General features: G+C 60.8%; 13 protein-coding genes and 2 pseudogenes. 5 read left to right on the top strand and 10 right to left on the bottom strand.

Going from position 1 to position 16,503, the window contains the following annotated elements; genetic code table 11:
- The first annotated feature begins 8 nt into the window (after positions 1 to 8).
- The 3 genes and pseudogenes from AC1DIH_RS12250 to AC1DIH_RS12240 all read left to right on the top strand — a co-directional run bounded on the left by AC1DIH_RS12250 (position 9) and on the right by AC1DIH_RS12240 (position 2,229).
- Positions 9 to 893 (top strand): metal ABC transporter substrate-binding protein, encoded by an 885-nt coding sequence (locus tag AC1DIH_RS12250; protein ID WP_477771856.1) that lies wholly within the window; start codon positions 9 to 11, stop codon positions 891 to 893.
- Positions 890 to 1,450, top strand: a complete 561-nt coding sequence (locus AC1DIH_RS12245; protein ID WP_477771855.1) for a gamma carbonic anhydrase family protein — start codon at positions 890 to 892, stop codon at positions 1,448 to 1,450. Before AC1DIH_RS12250 ends, AC1DIH_RS12245 begins: the two co-directional genes overlap by 4 nt.
- A gap of 2 nt (positions 1,451 to 1,452) precedes the next feature.
- Positions 1,453 to 2,229, top strand: a pseudogene (locus tag AC1DIH_RS12240) (amidohydrolase family protein).
- Here AC1DIH_RS12240 and AC1DIH_RS12235 read toward each other — a convergent pair.
- Positions 2,226 to 2,747 carry a DUF3617 domain-containing protein gene (locus tag AC1DIH_RS12235; protein WP_145018267.1) on the bottom strand — a complete coding sequence of 174 codons (522 nt, stop codon included), beginning with the start codon at positions 2,745 to 2,747 and terminating at the stop codon, positions 2,226 to 2,228. The pseudogene AC1DIH_RS12240 and the gene AC1DIH_RS12235 overlap by 4 nt on opposite strands.
- Positions 2,748 to 2,878: 131 nt before the next feature.
- On the opposite strand from AC1DIH_RS12235, the gene cls reads away from it, so the two are divergent.
- Complete coding sequence (cls, locus tag AC1DIH_RS12230) at positions 2,879 to 4,318, top strand: cardiolipin synthase (RefSeq protein WP_477771854.1); 1,440 nt, start codon at positions 2,879 to 2,881, stop codon at positions 4,316 to 4,318.
- Here the strand turns inward: cls and cfaB are convergent.
- The 7 genes and pseudogenes from cfaB to AC1DIH_RS12195 all read right to left on the bottom strand — a co-directional run bounded on the left by cfaB (position 4,315) and on the right by AC1DIH_RS12195 (position 12,345).
- Complete coding sequence (gene cfaB, locus AC1DIH_RS12225) at positions 4,315 to 5,502, bottom strand: C17 cyclopropane fatty acid synthase CfaB (RefSeq protein WP_477771853.1); 1,188 nt, start codon at positions 5,500 to 5,502, stop codon at positions 4,315 to 4,317. The genes cls and cfaB overlap by 4 nt on opposite strands.
- A gap of 84 nt (positions 5,503 to 5,586) precedes the next feature.
- Positions 5,587 to 5,703, bottom strand: a pseudogene (locus AC1DIH_RS12220) (HvfC/BufC N-terminal domain-containing protein); the annotation flags it as partial.
- A gap of 16 nt (positions 5,704 to 5,719) precedes the next feature.
- Positions 5,720 to 7,630 carry a cation-translocating P-type ATPase gene (locus tag AC1DIH_RS12215; protein WP_477771852.1) on the bottom strand — a complete coding sequence of 637 codons (1,911 nt, stop codon included), beginning with the start codon at positions 7,628 to 7,630 and terminating at the stop codon, positions 5,720 to 5,722.
- Positions 7,627 to 8,685: a protease modulator HflK gene (gene hflK / locus AC1DIH_RS12210; RefSeq protein ID WP_477771851.1), complete on the bottom strand. Its 1,059-nt coding sequence runs from the start codon at positions 8,683 to 8,685 to the stop codon at positions 7,627 to 7,629. The genes AC1DIH_RS12215 and hflK (AC1DIH_RS12210) overlap by 4 nt, the downstream gene beginning before the upstream one ends.
- On the bottom strand, positions 8,682 to 9,731 hold the full coding sequence (hflC, locus tag AC1DIH_RS12205) for a protease modulator HflC (protein ID WP_477771850.1): 1,050 nt from the start codon (positions 9,729 to 9,731) through the stop codon (positions 8,682 to 8,684). The genes hflK (AC1DIH_RS12210) and hflC overlap by 4 nt, the downstream gene beginning before the upstream one ends.
- A complete protein-coding gene (gene hflK, locus AC1DIH_RS12200; protein ID WP_477771849.1) occupies positions 9,728 to 11,701 on the bottom strand; it encodes a protease modulator HflK in 1,974 nt (657 codons plus the stop codon). The genes hflC and hflK (AC1DIH_RS12200) overlap by 4 nt, the downstream gene beginning before the upstream one ends.
- 170 nt (positions 11,702 to 11,871) lie before the next feature.
- A complete protein-coding gene (locus AC1DIH_RS12195; protein WP_054594814.1) occupies positions 11,872 to 12,345 on the bottom strand; it encodes an Lrp/AsnC family transcriptional regulator in 474 nt (157 codons plus the stop codon).
- 144 nt (positions 12,346 to 12,489) lie between these two features.
- On the opposite strand from AC1DIH_RS12195, the gene AC1DIH_RS12190 reads away from it, so the two are divergent.
- Positions 12,490 to 13,119: a LysE family translocator gene (locus AC1DIH_RS12190; protein WP_477771848.1), complete on the top strand. Its 630-nt coding sequence runs from the start codon at positions 12,490 to 12,492 to the stop codon at positions 13,117 to 13,119.
- Here AC1DIH_RS12190 and AC1DIH_RS12185 read toward each other — a convergent pair.
- On the bottom strand, positions 13,116 to 15,263 hold the full coding sequence (locus tag AC1DIH_RS12185; RefSeq protein WP_477771847.1) for a hypothetical protein: 2,148 nt from the start codon (positions 15,261 to 15,263) through the stop codon (positions 13,116 to 13,118). The two genes, AC1DIH_RS12190 and AC1DIH_RS12185, sit on opposite strands and share 4 nt — an antisense overlap.
- Positions 15,250 to 16,449: a DUF3142 domain-containing protein gene (locus AC1DIH_RS12180; protein ID WP_477771846.1), complete on the bottom strand. Its 1,200-nt coding sequence runs from the start codon at positions 16,447 to 16,449 to the stop codon at positions 15,250 to 15,252. Before AC1DIH_RS12180 ends, AC1DIH_RS12185 begins: the two co-directional genes overlap by 14 nt.
- Positions 16,450 to 16,503 lie beyond the last annotated feature (54 nt).

Below are 16,503 nucleotides of genomic sequence, written 5' to 3'. Positions count from 1 at the left end.
GTTTCCCGATGCGCGCTCTACTTGTGCTGTTCAGTGTGTGGTTGTCGATGTCGTTATCAATGGCATCGGCAGCAGAAAAACTGCCGGTGGTCACCAGCTTCAGCATCCTGGCCGACATGGTTCATCAGGTCGGCGGCGAGCACATCCAGATCACCAACATGGTCGGCCCGGACGCTGACGCTCACACCTACGAGCCCACTCCGGACGACGCCAAGGCCCTGCTCAAGGCCAAGCTGATCTTCAAGAACGGCCTCGGTTTCGAGCCATGGCTGGACCGCATGGTTGCCAGCACCGCCACCAAAACCCCGGTGATCACCACCAGTCGCGGCGTGATCCCCAGGACCATGGACGAGGACGGCGAGACCATCCCCGACCCGCATGCCTGGCACAATCTGGCGAATACCGAACTCTATGTGAACAACATCACCAAGGCGCTGATCGCCGCAGACCCGGCGAACAAATCCGACTACGAACACAACAGCCAGACCTACCTGAAACAGATCTACCGTCTGCTGGCTGAAGCCAAAGCCAAGCTCGGCGCATTGCCGCCGGGCAACCGCAAGATCGTTACCTCTCATGACGCCTTCGGCTATCTGGGTCAGGCGTACGGCATCGACTTCATGGCGCCTCAAGGCCTGTCCACCGAACGCGAACCGTCTGCCGCCGAAGTGGCCGCATTGATCACGCAGATCCGTCAGGCCAAGGTCAAAGCGGTGTTCATGGAAAACATCAAGGACGCCCGCCTGCTCAAGCAAATCGCCGATGAAAGCGGCGCGCATATTGGCGGCACCCTGTACTCGGATGCACTCGCCACCGAAGGTCCGGCCAGTACCTTTGCCGGGCTGTTTGAATACAACCTCAACACGCTATACGAGGCCTTGAGCACGCCATGATCCGCAAGAACCCGTCCGGCGATTTGCCGCGGATTGCCGAGTCCGCCTACGTCGATAAAACCGCGATCATCTGCGGCAAGGTAGTGATTGGCGAGAACGTCTTCGTCGGTCCCTACGCGGTGATCCGCGCCGATGAAGTCGACGATTCGGGCGAGATGGAACCGATCACCATCGGCGCCAACTCGAACATTCAGGATGGTGTGGTGATCCACTCCAAATCCGGTGCCGCTGTAACCATCGGCGAGTTCAGTTCCATCGCTCACCGCTCCATCGTCCATGGCCCCTGCACCGTCGGGAACCGGGTGTTCATCGGGTTCAACAGCGTGCTGTTCAACTGTGCGGTCGGCGACGGTTGCGTGGTGCGGCACAACTCGGTGGTCGACGGGCGAGACTTGCCGGCCGACTTCTACGTGCCGTCCACCACACGCATCGGTCCCAAAACCGACTTGTCGCAGTTCCCGCCGGTCAGCGTCAGCGCCTCGGAGTTTTCGGAGGACGTGGCGCGCACCAACGTCGATCTGGTGCGCGGCTACAAAGCCCTGCAGAACGAGTTTTGAGCATGAGCAGCGTGCTGATACGCAACGCCCGACTGGTCAATGAGGGCCGCAAGTTCGACGCGGATCTGCTGGTGGATCACGGGCGCATAGCGAAGATCGCCAGCAGCATCGAAGGTGAAAACGCGACGCTGGAAATCGACGCCAATGGCCAATGGTTGCTACCGGGAATGATCGACGACCAGGTGCACTTTCGTGATCCGGGTGCACCGAACAAAGGCAGCATCCATACCGAATCGCGGGCGGCCGTAGCGGGTGGCATCACCAGTTTCATGGACATGCCCAACACCCGACCGGCAACCCTGACGCTCGATGCACTGGCCGAAAAAAAGCGCCGGGCAGCGACCACGCGCCCTACACCTGGGCTGAAAAACAGTTGCCCCACCGACAGGCACCTTCCGGGTTGCCGCTGGTACAACACCGCCCTCCCCGCGCTGCTGGAACTGGTGGCCGATCAGTTGATTCCACTGACCACCCTGGTGGCCAAAACCAGCCATCGCGTGGCGGACCTGTTTGCCATACCGGATCGCGGCTACCTGCGTGAAGGCTATTGGGCCGACCTCGTGTTGATCAAACCCGAGCCTGCCGGCAAAGCTGTTTCCCGGCAGCCGATTCTCGCTCAATGCGGTTGGACACCGTTCGCCGGGCAGCGCTTTCGACACAGCGTGAGTACGACATTGGTTTCGGGGCAAATTGCCTGGCACGCCGCAAGTCTTTATGACAACTGCCGGGGGTTGCCTCTGGGTTCATGCGCTAAATCGCGTTTTACACAATGGCTTTAGGCGCGAGGTTTGACCGTCCCGCAATCCTGTCCCAGCCACACGGCGCGTGTATCCATGCTGCCCTTTTGCTGAATGCCGGTGGCGTTGAATGTGCCGTTGACCGTGGTGTTGAACTCACGGTCGCTCAGGAACGTAGCAACACCGGCGCCCTGGGCTTTCGGGCAGCTGAAGCGGAATTTCCACTGGTTGCCGCTGCGGTCGGTGACCTGCTGCGTGCAGCCTGACTGCGGGTCTTGCAGGGGAATGGTATCGGATTGAACCTGTGCCTGGGTCAGGCACACACGAATCCCTTTACCGCCCATGGTGATGCCTTGTTTCTCCAGCGCGGCCTTTTGTGCCGGCGTCATCTGGCTGCCCAACTGGCTAAGGATCAACTGCAGATCCGGGAGGTTCTGGTCATCGACCTTCATGTTGCTTGAGGTCAACTCCCACAAACCCGGTTGCAGCATCTGCGCCTGAGCGACCACAGGAAGCGACAAGCCAACAGCCATGGCCAAACCCAGCAGACGTACGTTCATCGAGTAACTCCTAGACAATAGTGCCCGTTAGACGTCGCCAATCTACTTCGGTTGCATGTCTAATTAAATAGCGACATTCACCGTGGAACATGGTCTGTTAAGCATTGAATTGTCAGGAGCATGATTGCCCCATGGATTTTTTTGGACCCCATCTTCTCGCGTATCTGATCGCGCTCATCCACTCACTGGGCACGATCGCCGCCATTCACGCCGTATTGACCGTCAGGACCGCTCAAGGCTCGATTGCCTGGGCCTTGTCACTGGTCTTCATACCTTACCTGACGCTTGTCCCTTATCTGGTCTTCGGTCGCAGCACCTTCGATGCTTATATCAAGGCTCGTCGACAGGCCAACGAAGAAATGCACAAGGCCATCGCCGACCTGAACTGGCGTCCGTGGATCGAGGAAGCGCTGACCGCACGCGCCTCCAAGGCCTACACCTCGTTGCGGGCGATGCCGAAGCTGGGGCGGATGCCGTGCCTGGCAAACAATCAGGTACGGCTGTTGATCAACGGCCAGGCAACCTTTGATGCGATTTTCGAAGCGATCCGTGCCGCTCGCGAAGCCGTGTTGATTCAGTTTTTTATCGTCCATGACGACCAGCTCGGCCGACGCCTGCAAACACTGCTAATGGAAAAATCCGCTGAAGGCGTCGCTATTTACCTGCTCTACGATCGGATCGGTAGCCACTCCCTGCCCCACAGCTATGTTCAACCCTTGCGTGATGCCGGGGTGCAGGTCGAAGCGTTTGCCACACGCAGTGGCTGGCTCAATCGATTCCAGGTGAACTTCCGTAACCATCGCAAGATAGTCGTGGTCGACGGCGTGCAGGGATTTGTCGGCGGGCATAACGTCGGTGACGAATACATGGGCCAGAAACCACCGCTGGCACCGTGGCGCGATACGCACATCGCCGTCAGCGGCCCCGTGGTTGCGTGCATGCAGGAGTCTTTCGCGGAAGACTGGTTCTGGGCCTCCCGAAAATTGCCACCGCTGATACTGCCACAGAGCTACCCCGATGACGGCGTGCTCTGCCAACTACTGGCCAGCGGACCGGCGGACCCTTACGAAACCTGCTCACTGTTTTTCGTTGAAGCCATCCACTCCGCGACCGAACGCGTGTGGATCACCAGCCCGTATTTCATTCCCGATGAAGCGGTGTTTGCCGCGCTACGCCTGGCGGTGCTGCGCGGTGTCGATGTGCGGCTCCTGTTGCCATCTCGGCCGGACCACCGGATCGTCTATGCCGCCTCCAGCCTGTACGCTTTCGAAGCGGTACGCGCCGGGGTTCGGGTATTCCGTTACCAGCCGGGCTTCCTGCATCAGAAGGTCGTGCTGATCGACAGCGAAATCACTGCCATCGGCAGCGCGAATCTGGACAACCGTTCGTTCAGGCTCAACTTCGAAGTCATGCTACTGACCGTCGACAGCGAATTCGCAGGTTTGGTGGAACACATGCTCAACGACGACTTTGCCCAGGCCCACGAAATTGCCAAAGGCGAAAGCCGAAAGACCCACCGCCTGCAACAGCTTGGCATGCGGGTCGCCCGGCTTATCTCGCCGATCCTTTAAGGGTTGTAGATATCGTCACGCGTCCACGGTAGCTCATGGCTGCCGTCGGGGTGGGTCTTGACCGCGAGGATCTGGTGCAAGTTGATCCAGCCCCGCGCGAACGCGTAGGCGCAGCCTGCCAGATACAGTCTCCAGATCCGCAACGCCTGGTCCGGCACCTCTTTGGAGGCGGCTTCAAGGTTGTCCTCCAGCCGCTCGCTCCAGTGATCCAGCGTGCGGGCGTAATGCAGACGCAGGCTTTCGACGTCGACGATCTCCAGCCCCGCTTCACTGATCTCGGCCGAAATCATCGACAGGTGTGGTAACTCACCGTTAGGGAATACGTAGCGCTCGATGAAATCACCCGCTCCGCGTCCGACCGGCCGGCCATCCGTGTGCTTGGCGGTAATGCCATGGTTCATCACCAGGCCGCCTTCACGCACGGCACCGAACAATGTCTTGCAGTACTCCGCCAGGTTGGCGTGCCCGACGTGTTCGAACATGCCGACACTCACGATCTTATCGAACCGCCCATCCTGAGGCAGATCGCGGTAATCGAGCAGTTGTAGCTCAACCTGATCCTGCAAACCTTCAGCGATCACCCGCTCCCGGGCCAATGCCAACTGTTCCTTGCTCAGGGTGATGCCAAATACTTTCGCCCCGAACTCCCGCGCCGCATAACGCGCCAACCCTCCCCAGCCGCAGCCGACATCCAGCAGGTATTCGCCGGGTTGTAGCCGTAGTTTGCGACACAGGTGGCGGAATTTTGCTTGTTGGGCCTGTTCCAGGGTTTCGCTGCCGGTTTCGAAGTACGCGCAGGAATACGCCATGTCACTGTCGAGCCAGAGCTGATAGAACGCATTCGAGAGGTCGTAGTGATAGGAAATCGCCGCTGCGTCGGCGGCTTTGTCATGGACAGAGCGCACTGGCTGCTTGCCGTCGGCATCATCCAGCAACGCTTGGCTCCACTCATCACATACCCGGATCACATCGCTGATCTGGCCTTCAAGTTCGAGTTTGCCCTCAACGAAAGCGGCGCCCAGCAGGTCGAGGCTTGGGCGGGTGAATTGAGACACCATTTGTGGGTCCTTGACCACAATCGTGACGCTGGGCGCAGGGCCCAGATTGAATTCATGGCCGTCCCAGAGTCGCAAGCGAAGCGGTAATTGCAGATTCTGTAAGGCCGGTGGCAGTTGCGCGAGCATGAATAGTCCCCCTTGTTTCAGACGTCTGATTTGAGGGTAGACCATTGTGGAAAATTAGCTGGCTATCGATTTAATAGCCTTTTCCTATGAGTCACGATAGAGCAACAAGCTGTCGTAAACCCACTGTTTCAGCCATGTAACGGCCTGAAGAGGTACGCCCTCTTCACAGTTGACTGTCAATTGTGCGCACAGTTCGGCGAACCGACCGGCCAGGCCCTCAACCCTCTTCTTTCAGCTTCAGCAGCGGCTCCTGGAACCGCAACAAACGCCCGGCATTGCCCAACACCAGCAACGTGCTCAGGTTATGCAGGACCGCAGCAATCATCGCCCCCGCCGCTCCCAGCCAGCCAAACGCGGCGAACGCGACGATCGCCAGCGTCCAGCCCAGACCGATGATCACATTGACCTGCAAGGTCTGTCGGCACTGGCGGCTCAAGCGCACGCAGGTGCCGAGTCGACGCAGATCGCTGCCGATCAACACGATGTCGGCCGAGGCCAGGGCTATGTCTGCCCCGCCTGCGCCCATCGCCACTCCGACCACGCCAGCCTTGAGCGCCAACGAATCATTGATGCCATCGCCGACCACCATCGGCCGGAAGCCATTGTCGATTTCAGTCAGGACGCGATTGAGTTTGTCTTCCGGCAAGGCTTGCGCCTCGACATCGCTAATGCCGACTTCATGGGCCAGTCTGTGGGCGACGCTTTGCCGATCGCCGGTCAACAACAACTGCCGGCCAAGGCCCAGCTCGCGCAGCTCTCTCATGGCAAAACGCGCTTCCGGTTTGATGCTGTCCGCCAACAACAGCCACGCGAGGAAACGCCCATCCAATGCCAGACCGGCAATCGGCCCATCGTGCACCGGCACCGTCGAGGTGGCGATGCCCAACTGCGCAAACAATTCAGGCCGGCCGAGCGCCGCTTCGCCCTGTTCGGTCATCGCCACCACGCCCAGGCCCTGACGTTCACGAATGTCCGACAGCAGCAGGAAATGCTCCTGAGTGACCAACCCCGCCAACGCCCGACTGACCGGGTGGCTGCTGGCCGAGCCAAGGCTGGCGGCCAGTTTCAGCAACGTGCTGCGGTCCTCGACCGGGCTGTCGATCGACTGCAAACGCAACGTGCCGAACGTCAGGGTGCCGGTCTTGTCGACCACCAACGACGTCAGGTCCGCCAACTCTTCAAGGAACGCCGAGCTGCGAATCAGGATGCCGTGGCGCGCAGCCACCGCGATCCCGGCAATCGCCGTGGCCGGGGCCGACAGCACCAACGCACACGGGCACGCGGCAACCAGTACCGCGAGCATCGCTTGCGCATCATTAGTCACGAACCAAGTCACCGCAGCCAACAACAACACCAGCACCATGTAGCTGCCGGCATAGCGTTCCAGCAAACGGGTGATCGGTGGCTTGGAGCGCTCGGCACTTTGCATCAGCGCAATGACTTTGCCGAGGGTCGATTCGTTGCCGGTGCGGGTCACTTCCAACCGCAGCAAACCATCGAGGTTGATCGCCCCGCCGAACACTTGCATGCCGACGATGGCCTCAAGCGGCACCGATTCACCGGTAATCGGCGCAGTGTCCAGGCTCGCTTGACCGGACAGCACCCGCCCATCGGCCGGCACTCGATCGCCTGCGCGCACTTCGACGATGTCTCCAGCCTTCAGCGCAGCGTTGTCGATTTCGATAATCGAGCCATCGGCCTGAACCTTGCGCGCGTGGCTGCGCGTCAGACGGCCCAGCGCGTGAATCGCTTCCTGAGAGCCAATCACGCTGCGCTCTTCCAGCACGTGACCGAAGATCATGATGATCGGCAACAAGGCCGCGGTCAGCAGATCGCCTGTTGCCCAGGCGCCCATCATCGCCAAGGCGATCAGTTGATCGGTGATCCCGTGCAGGCTCGGATAACGCAGGCTGTACCAGGCCGAACGCATGACCGGAACGGCCACCAGCAACGAAGCCAGCCCGAGCAATAACTGACTGACACCGGTTTGCTCCGGCGACAACCAGCGCCAGACCAGCCCCAGGCCGAGCAAGCCCAAAGCAAGCATCGCCAGGGTCAACTGGCGTGCGGCGCTGCGTTGTTCAGCCGTGCTCAACATGCTTGGCGCGGCGGTGGTTTGAGCGGTCATTGTTCGGCTCCCTGAATGATCAGGCGGGAATCGTCTTTAGGGTTGACCGTCGTAACCGAACCGGCCTGACCGAGAATTTTCGGCATACGCTCGCGGTAGATCCGCAGGAGCATTTCCGGGTCGCTGCCCTTCTGTTGCGCCTGCGCCAGGCTGAGCACCGTGGCGGTGTCAGCCGACGCTTTGGCCAGGCGTTCGCTGGCTTGAGCGTGAGCCACTTGCAGTGTGCGATCAGCTTGTTGGGTCGCGGTCTGAGTGAGCTTTTCGGCCTCAGTACGTGCGTTCGCCACGGCCTTATCTGCCTGCTGACTGGCGGTCAGTACCGCGTTGAAAGCATTGACCGCAGGTTCGGGCAGACTCGATTGCACGTCGACCCGGGCGACTTCGATCCCCAGTCCCAACCCCGTCGCGGCCAACTCGGCCAAGCGTTGATTGATTCCTTGCACCAGATCACCGCGCAAACGCTCGCGACGTTCGGCGGCCTGATTGTCAGCACCGATCAACTCCGGCCGAGCGACCAAAATGGTGTCCAGGTCTCGCGCAGCCGTCAGCGCCACCGCACTGCGAGTCACCAAACGGTCCAGCGCCGGCAACACATGTTCACCCTGCAGGACGAAGGCGTAAGGCTCGGTCACTTTGTAAAACACCCGAACGTCCAGTTGCACCACGCCCGAATCGCCAGTGAGCAAATACCCAGAGCCGGCCAGCGCATCGCTCAGTGGATTGGCGAAACTCGCCATACGCTCACCTTGCAGCGCAGCATCAGAGCGCAGCAGATTTTCTACCCGCCGTTCGATCACCCGATCCGCTGCCGGCAACAAAATCACCTGCTCGAACGGACGCGGCCATGCCAACAGTAAGCCGGCGTTCTGGATGCGATCCAGTGCTCCGAAGTGCAACACCACGGCGCGATCCTGCGGATCTATCTGCCGGACATTGGAGAAAGCCCAGGCCAACGCGGCCAACACCGTTACCGCATAAAGCGCGAGAAATGCCAGACGCCCCGCCTGAATCCACGGGCTGTCGAGTTCATTTGTTCCACGTGGAACCACACTCATGGCTGCGACCCAGACTTGTTATCCAGTGTCGGCGGTCCATCAACCAACACCCGGAATGGCGCAGCATCGGTACGCAGAATCAGCTTTGTGCCCGGCTTTACCATCGTGTCCAAGGTGTCCAGCGAACGCAGCAAGTTGTACAACTGCGGCGACCCCGCGTAAGCCTTGCCGTAGATTTGCGCGGCTTCAACCCGCGATTGGGCCTCGATGTCCGCAGCCTTCACCGTGGCGTCGGCCTGGATGATGCGCGCATCGCGCTCGGCGGCGGAACGGATTTGCGCCGCCTCTCGCTTGCCGATGGCGGTGCGTTCGGTGGCAATGGTTTCACGCTCGGCACGCATACGATCGACGGTGGCAGTCAGGGTCACTGACGGCAGTGTCAGCCGTTCGATACCCACTTGCAGCACACGCACGCCGTAAGTGGTCAGCAGTTGTTGATCGATCTGCTTGCGCAGTTGCGCCTCGAAATCAGCGATATGCACTTGTTTGGCGTCGGTGTTTACCAGGTTGGCCAGGTCGAAACTGCTGGCGGTGGTTTCCAGCGCAGAGCCGACAAAAGTACGAATCTGCCGCGCTGCTTCGTCCGGTTGGTTCTGCACCGCTCGCATGAAGCGTTGCACATTGTCCGGATCACCCTGCACCTGCCACGCGACATAAGCCTGAACGATGATCCGCAAACCATCGCGGGTGCCCACGTCCTGCAAACCGCTGGAGGTGGTGCGCAGGCGCAGGTCTACCGGAATCGCTGCTTCGAACGGTGTCGGCCAGCGCCAACCGAGGCCTGGCTCCAGCAGTACCCGCGAAGGATTGCCGAAACGGGTAATCACCGTCGCCTCGCCCGAACGCACTTGCACCAGGCTCGCCGCTGCAACGGCAAACAGCACCAGCAGCGCCGCCCAGCCCATGCGTCGCCACGGGAAGGGGCCCGCCTCTTGCGGGTCGCCATGGTGATGATGGTGGTGGCCGTGATGATGCCCGCCATGGCCATGGTCGTGGCCGGCGTGGTCGTGATGATCATGCGGCTCGTGGGAATGCGACGGGCTCAATTGGCGGCTCCTGACTGAACGGGGTGACGTGACGGCGAAGTGTCAGTCGGTAAGGTGGCGGGTAACGTGTAGCTGCGTAAGTCGATGGTCGGCGTACTGTTGCCGCCCAAGCGATGATCAAGCACCAGTACCTTGGCGTTGGCCAGGCCTTGCGACAGCTGGGCAAAGTATTGCTCCAGCACAAAGGCCCTACCGGCTACGGCGTAGGCTTTACGCTCGGCAGCGAAACGCAGGTCGGCGGCCTCGGCCGTAGCGTTGACTTCGCGTGCCGTGGCCAGCGCCTGGTCGTTGGCGACACTGGCCTGCAATTGCGCCTGATTGGTCTGCTCGGCAGCCGCGCCACGCTCGCGCGCGATCAACGCTTGCGCGCCGATCTGCGCCGCTTGCACGCTGTGATAGGCGTTGGCAGCGCCGGCCGGAGGGTGAATCGCTTCGACGACAGTGGCGAGGATTTCCACGCCGCTGTCGAGTTTCTGCAAATCAGCCTGCACTGCACGACCAATGTCTTCGGCGAGCCCTACCCGATCGGCCCCAAGCAAACCGTCGAGGGTCCGCGAGGCAAAATCGTGCACCAGAATCCGGCTGGCAGTGCTGCGAATCAGTGTGGGTACATCGGTGCTGTTGTAGGTCGCCGCCAACGCGGCCTGATCGCTCAAACCGATGCGGTAGACAAAACGCACGTCCATGTTGACGATCTGGAAGCTCTGTTTATCGTTGCTGCTACTGGCAATCACCTGGGACTTGTCATTCACGTGGCTGGCGTCCCACAACCGGTTGGCAATCGCCGGCGCGGGCCCTTCCGCAGGATCGGCCACCGTCGCTGCCGGCGCGTCACCGACGCTGGTCGCCAATTCGTGAACCACGCCATTTTCAACGCTCAGCACCCGTCCCAACGGCCAAGGCAGACCGGCATGCAAACCCGGGCCAAACACCTGCACCGGCTTGCCAAAGCGCTCGTAGATCCCCCGCCCTTGCAGCGGTATTTCGTGAATCCCGGTGAGCAGCCAACCCACGAACAGCACCACGGTCAGCACAGGCAAGAAGGCCCGACGCATGTAAGTGAAAGCCCAGATCTGCCGCAGATCGATGCCAAAGCGGTTATGCAATTCGTGCTGCAACGCCAACAACGGTTGTGGCGGCCAGCGCAACATGTCCGCGACAAAACTGCGCGCCAGCAACGTCGGTTCGAGCAGATCGCGACGCGGACTGAACAACGACAACACCGCACGCAGCAACAACTCTGCGGCGACCAGCCCCGGCAGTAAACCGATCAACACCGCCAGGCGCACCGGCCAGACAGCAGTTTCGCTGCTGAACAACAGGCAGAATGCGCCGGTCACCAGACAGATGATCGCCACGCGAGTGAGCTGCGCCAACTGCCCGGCTTCAGGCCATTGCGCGGGAATTTCCTGAGTCAGTTGGCGTTCGCACACCAGCAAACCGAACGCCAGCAGCAACGATAGCGCCGCCCCAACGCTGGCCGAAAGACCCAGTGCAGCGGCGGGTAATGTCAGGTTCCAGAATTGTTCGAGGCTGAACAACGCCAGCAATGACCAACCGGCCAGCCACAACGTCGGCGCGCCGATCTGCGCCAGCAATCCGATCCAGCGCTCACCCGCTCGCGCCAACAGTCGCTCATACCAGCCGAGCGCCTCGATCGGTTCGAGCGGTTCCGCAGCCAGCACAACCACCGGTTCAACCAGCGCCCGCGCCCGCCATTGGGTGATCCACCAGGCCGATTGCAAACCGGCCACCACCACGATCAACGCCGAGGACTGACTGACCAATAGCGGCGGCCAGATCGATTGCGGTGCAAACAGCCCGACAAAAAACGCCAACAACAATCCTGCTGCTGCGAGACTCGCCAGGCCGATGCCCACCCGCTTCAACCGACGTCCGTGAAACACCGCCTGCTGAAAACGCGGCAGTCCTTCCACGTTCGTCCCCTCAGCCTCCAGATCGACTTGCATACCACCTCAGTACTTGCTGTTACGTGAACCAGACCTGTGGATAAGTCGTCAGGTCGTTGCATTTTTTGCAAATCGTTACAATATAACGATGGTAGTGAATTTTTGGCTCCCCGCCCATCACCCAACCCGCACATATAAAGATGAAAGCGTAGCCGGGCTGAGCCAGGGCATCAGCTCGGCAAATGCCCCAGCGGCAGTGGCCCTGGGGTTTTCACCGTATGAATTGCGAAGTTGCTGCGAATATCACTCACACCCGGCAACTTGAGCAGGCTGCCGGTCAGGAAGCGCTCATAACCGCGCAAATCCGGCACCACCACCTGCAGCAGAAAATCCGATTCGCCTGACACCAGAAACGCCGAAATCACCTCGGGCAATGCCGTTACCGCCAGACGAAACGCTTCGGCCTCTTCGTCGTTGTGGCGCTCCACCTTGACCCCGACAAACACGGTCAGCCCCAGCCCCACTTCGTCGCGATCCAGGTTGGCTTGATACCCGCGAATCACCCCGGCCTCTTCCAGCATCCGCACCCGGCGCAGACACGGCGAAGCGGACAGGCCGATCTCGTCCGCCAGTTGCACGTTGCTCAGGCGACCGTCGCGTTGCAGCGCGGCAAGGATTCGGCGGTCGTAGGCGTCCAGTTTCATGGTTTGGCAGTTCCTGACTGTTTTTATTCATTGATTGGCAGAAGCTGCCAAGTCTAGCTGTTTCCAGGCGCGACTACGCAACCACCTGCCCTGCCCTTCGGCCCTAGACTTTGATCACCGAATCGCTAACGAATGGGGTGCAGCATGGCAGAGCTCTGGATGTTCTTTTTGGCCTTGGCAGTGGTTTACCTGTTGCCCGGCCCGGACATGATTCTGCTGCTGCAAACCGGTGCCCGACAGGGCAAAGCCGCCGCGCTGGCCACCGCCATTGGCCTGGCGATTGCCCGGGGTTGCCACGTTGCGCTGGCAGCGCTGGGCCTGGCGACGCTGTTCAAGGCTGCACCCTGGACCTTTGAAGTGGTGCGCCTGGCCGGCGCGGCCTACCTGCTATGGCTGGGGATTCAATGCTTGCGCTCAAACATGCTGCCGAACCTGAATGCCAACGGCACAGCCGCTGCGAAGCTGGCGTGGTGCGCGGCGATCCAGCGCGGCTTGTTGACCAACCTGCTCAACCCCAAGGCGCTGCTGTTCTGTTCGGTGCTGTTGCCGCAGTTCATCGACCCGCAGGCAGGGCCGGTGCTGACGCAGTTCGCGACCCTCGGCGTGTTGCTGGTGGTGGCCGGTTTGCTGTTCGACAGCGGTTACGCGCTGATCGGCGCCTGGCTCGGTCGCTGGCTGGAGCGCAGCCCCTCGGCGCAGCGCGTGCAGCAATGGCTGTTTGGCAGCCTGCTGATCGGTTTTGCGCTGCGCCTGACGTTCGTTCAGCAGGCTTAACGATGGGCCTTGCGCTTGTGGCGATTGATCAGCCACAGGGCCAATGCCGTGAACACCACCACAGAGCCCATCTGCAGCCACTTTTTATAGGGCCGCAAGGTTGAACGAACGGGTTCCAATACCTGGGTCACGTAACGTTTATCGGCGTTCTGAAAGTCGGGATAAGGGCATTGATGCCCGAAGTTCACCGCCCAATCCACATAAGGTCCTTCTTTGACGTAACGTTGGTAGAAGGCCTTTTCCTCCTCAACGCTGGTACCAAAACCCGCCGCTGCACACAGGACCGCCGCGAACGCCCCACTGCTGTGGGGCAGCAGGTCCGCCGCCTTGCTAGCCAGGCCAGTAGCAACGTAACGGTAATGAAAGCGCTCGTCCGGTTTGGCTGCGCTGGCCTGCTGGCGTTGCACCTCCCCTTCAGTGATCAGCGGCCCGACGTTTAACTCAGTCTGCTCAAGGCTGTAATTGCCATCGAACGTGGCGTAATCCGGGGCCATTTCATAGCCAAGAATCTCCATTCCCCACTTGCGAGCCATCCAGGCAGCGTTGAAATAATCCGCGGCACGACGGGTTGGCCACCAGCGCGACTCGGCGTCCTGACGCAATTGCCCGTAAGCTCGAGCTTTGGCTTGTAATTCAGGATTATCAAAGTACGCCGGCGCTTCATCGTAGCGCTCTTCACGCAGCAATCGACGCCCGAGCAAATTGCGCAAACGTGCCGCGATCGGTACCGGTACATAGCGCTCGCGTTCCTGCTGGGTCAACGGCGTTGGCGCTGGCACCTGACGATCGACAAACTGCTTCAATTCATCGACGGTAAGCACCCGTTCCGCGACAACAGCCGCGTCTTCCCAGTAGAGATCCTGGCTGCGATACAGTTGCTCAAAGGCTTGCAGATAATCGCCACGTTCCAGCGCCAGCAGCGCACTTTCACCGTCGACCCGGCAGCCGGGTTTGAGCGTTTCGTAGTCACCGCTGGACGCCCTGCGACTGCCCCAGTTTTCATCCTGCGGGAAGGCTTTGGCCGCCTTGGCATAGGCGCTGGCAGCCGCCGCCTTGTCACCCTCACGCAACGCTATTTTGGCTCGCAGCCACCAGGCCAGGCCGCCATCACCAGCATGTTCGAGCAAGGCCTTGGTGGTGGCGTAATCACCGATCTGGTAATTCAGCGCCGCCAGGCGATCAGCGTTATCCAGGGTGCCAACGGTACTCTGGACCAGCGACTTGATCATTTTTTGTTCAGCGGGTGGTTGTTCACCGTACGACCAGCCGACATGGCTGATCAACGCCGCCGTGACCAATTGCTGCACCGCTTTGCCTTTGAGCACCTCGTTGAGCTGCGCCTCCGGCATCTCGCCCAGCTCATTCATCAACTGCTTGAGCGAGCTATAACCGACTTGCGAACCTTGCAGGCTCTGGGTCGCGTAAAGCTCGACGGCGGTGTTCCAGTCACCGGCCAGGCGTACCAGCCGCGCTTCTTCGCCGAGGCTGGCGACGCCCAATTCCTGAGGGTCGCTGAAGCCCTCGATACTCAACTGGCGAGCCTGCACAAAGGCCTGACGGGCCTGTTGCAGACTCTCGCGGCGCCCGGTTTCATCAAGGTCATTGGCCTCCTGGCTGATGGCGAACAAGGCCCGCCCCAGCGAGTAAGCCGCCCAGGTGCTGCGCAACGCACGCTGATCGGCCGGCAGCGCCAGCACTTTGCGGAAATACTCTGCCGCCACGGCATGTTCGCCCGCGTTGAAAGCCACGGCGCCGGCGGTGTACAGGCTGAGTTCAGGCGGCAGGCTGGCGCCCTCGGCTTGCACTTGTTGCGCGTTCTGAAGTGTTCGCAACTGCACTACCTGCGCGCGCTGGGCGTCGCTCAACCCCGTCTGTTCAGCAGTGTTTCGCGCCTGCACATACAGATCATTGTCAGCGCCGTAACCGTAGTCGACCGTCATTGCCTGCGCAGGCTTCAAACCGGCGATGGCTTTGCCCAGGCGATTCACTTCGAACCGGAAGCTGCCTTCCGGCAATTCACCCAGGGTCTGCGCCCGGTCGCCGAGCAAGCGCAGCGGAAAATCAGGTCCGCAGGCCATCACGCTGCCCAGCGGCAGACAGAGACTTAAAGCAAGCAATTGACGCGGCCAGTTACGGGTAGACATGTGAGCTTCCTTGATCAATTTTTGTGCATCGCGCCCAACCAAGGGTGCGTTCGGCCTCTGCCGGCAATCGGCCGTCTTTGAGGCGGGTAAAGCTGAGTTGTCCGGGTGTCTGCTGCACGGTATAGCCGTTGAGCGCATCCACCGCATCGCATTCAGTGACCGCCAGCGTCACGCGCTCGGGCAGCCCCCCGTCGAGGTTGCCGCGATTGCTCACCGCAATGTCGTACAGACCGTCATGGCTGGAAAGGTTCAGCTCGAGCTGACTGGCCAACCGATCACCGTGCGTCACCGCGCGCAACGTTGCCAGGCTCCACGCACGTCGGTCGCCCTTGAGCGGCAGACGAAACCAGATCAACCCGGCCAGATGGGGCAGTGGCTCGGCGCGCAATTGGCTGGCGAGTGTCGATAACTGGTGCGGATCAGCCAGCAACTCACGGCGTTGCCCAACGTGTTCTAACGGCACCTCGCTTTCGACTATCGGCGCCCCGCCGTCCCCCGGCAGCAATGCGATTCCGTAAGCCGGCAGCGCCAGGTAGAAAGGTTTCGCAGTGATCCGGCTCCAGCGCCCGGCCCATTGTTTCGCCTGGGCCGGATCAAACAACCCGTGTTCGGGACTGCTCACCGCGTGCACCTGCAACACGCTGCTGTCGACCACCGCCAGCAACCCCGGCAGTTCGGGACTGTCGAGCCAGGCCGGCAGCGCGGTGATGCTCAGTTTCAACGTGGCCGGCAACACGTTGCGCAACCCGGCGAGAAACTCACGGTAGGCCGATAGGCGCGCCGTACCGGCATCGTGGTCAATCTCGACGCCGGCCAGCGTCAGGCCCTGAGCCTGCCACTCGGCCACTACGCTCTGGATCTGCGCCGTGGCTTCGGTTTGATCCAGGCTCTTGAGCTGGCCATCGACTCGAATCACCGCAATCAGTGGGCGACCGTCATTTTTCAATAGCGCCGGGTTGATTCGCGCGCGACGCCAGCCAGCCTGTGGATAAGTCTGCAGGGCCAACACCCGCAACGTCGAAAAGTCCCCGCGCGATTGCGCCAGAGCATCCTCATGGGCATCGGTCCATTGCCGCTGCCAGACGTAAAGCTGTTGATCGAGCGGTGGCGCATCCTGCTGCTGGCAACCGTTGAGCAGCATAGCGGCTAGTAATAGCGCGCAACGGACGAAAAAAGTCGCTGACATAAAGGCCTATGGCTGAGTTAATCCTTTAACGCAAAAAGGGCCTCTAAGGGCCCT

This window comes from Pseudomonas sp. 05N36 (assembly GCF_056397385.1).
Note: the sequence above shows the minus strand (reverse complement) of the source record. Positions and strands in the feature narration are given on the sequence as shown.

Bases quoted from the DNA above. Each gene is read 5' to 3' on its own strand.
- AC1DIH_RS12250 (WP_477771856.1), top strand. From the start codon at position 9: ATGCGCGCTCTACTTGTGCTGTTCAGTGTGTGGTTGTCGATGTCGTTA.
- AC1DIH_RS12245 (WP_477771855.1), top strand. From the start codon at position 890: ATGATCCGCAAGAACCCGTCCGGCGATTTGCCGCGGATTGCCGAGTCC.
- AC1DIH_RS12235 (WP_145018267.1), bottom strand. From the start codon at position 2,747: ATGAACGTACGTCTGCTGGGTTTGGCCATGGCTGTTGGCTTGTCGCTT.
- cls (WP_477771854.1), top strand. From the start codon at position 2,879: ATGGATTTTTTTGGACCCCATCTTCTCGCGTATCTGATCGCGCTCATC.
- cfaB (WP_477771853.1), bottom strand. From the start codon at position 5,502: ATGCTCGCGCAACTGCCACCGGCCTTACAGAATCTGCAATTACCGCTT.
- AC1DIH_RS12215 (WP_477771852.1), bottom strand. From the start codon at position 7,630: ATGACCGCTCAAACCACCGCCGCGCCAAGCATGTTGAGCACGGCTGAA.
- hflK (WP_477771851.1), bottom strand. From the start codon at position 8,685: ATGAGTGTGGTTCCACGTGGAACAAATGAACTCGACAGCCCGTGGATT.
- hflK (WP_477771849.1), bottom strand. From the start codon at position 11,701: ATGCAAGTCGATCTGGAGGCTGAGGGGACGAACGTGGAAGGACTGCCG.
- AC1DIH_RS12195 (WP_054594814.1), bottom strand. From the start codon at position 12,345: ATGAAACTGGACGCCTACGACCGCCGAATCCTTGCCGCGCTGCAACGC.
- AC1DIH_RS12190 (WP_477771848.1), top strand. From the start codon at position 12,490: ATGGCAGAGCTCTGGATGTTCTTTTTGGCCTTGGCAGTGGTTTACCTG.
- AC1DIH_RS12185 (WP_477771847.1), bottom strand. From the start codon at position 15,263: ATGTCTACCCGTAACTGGCCGCGTCAATTGCTTGCTTTAAGTCTCTGT.
- AC1DIH_RS12180 (WP_477771846.1), bottom strand. From the start codon at position 16,449: ATGTCAGCGACTTTTTTCGTCCGTTGCGCGCTATTACTAGCCGCTATG.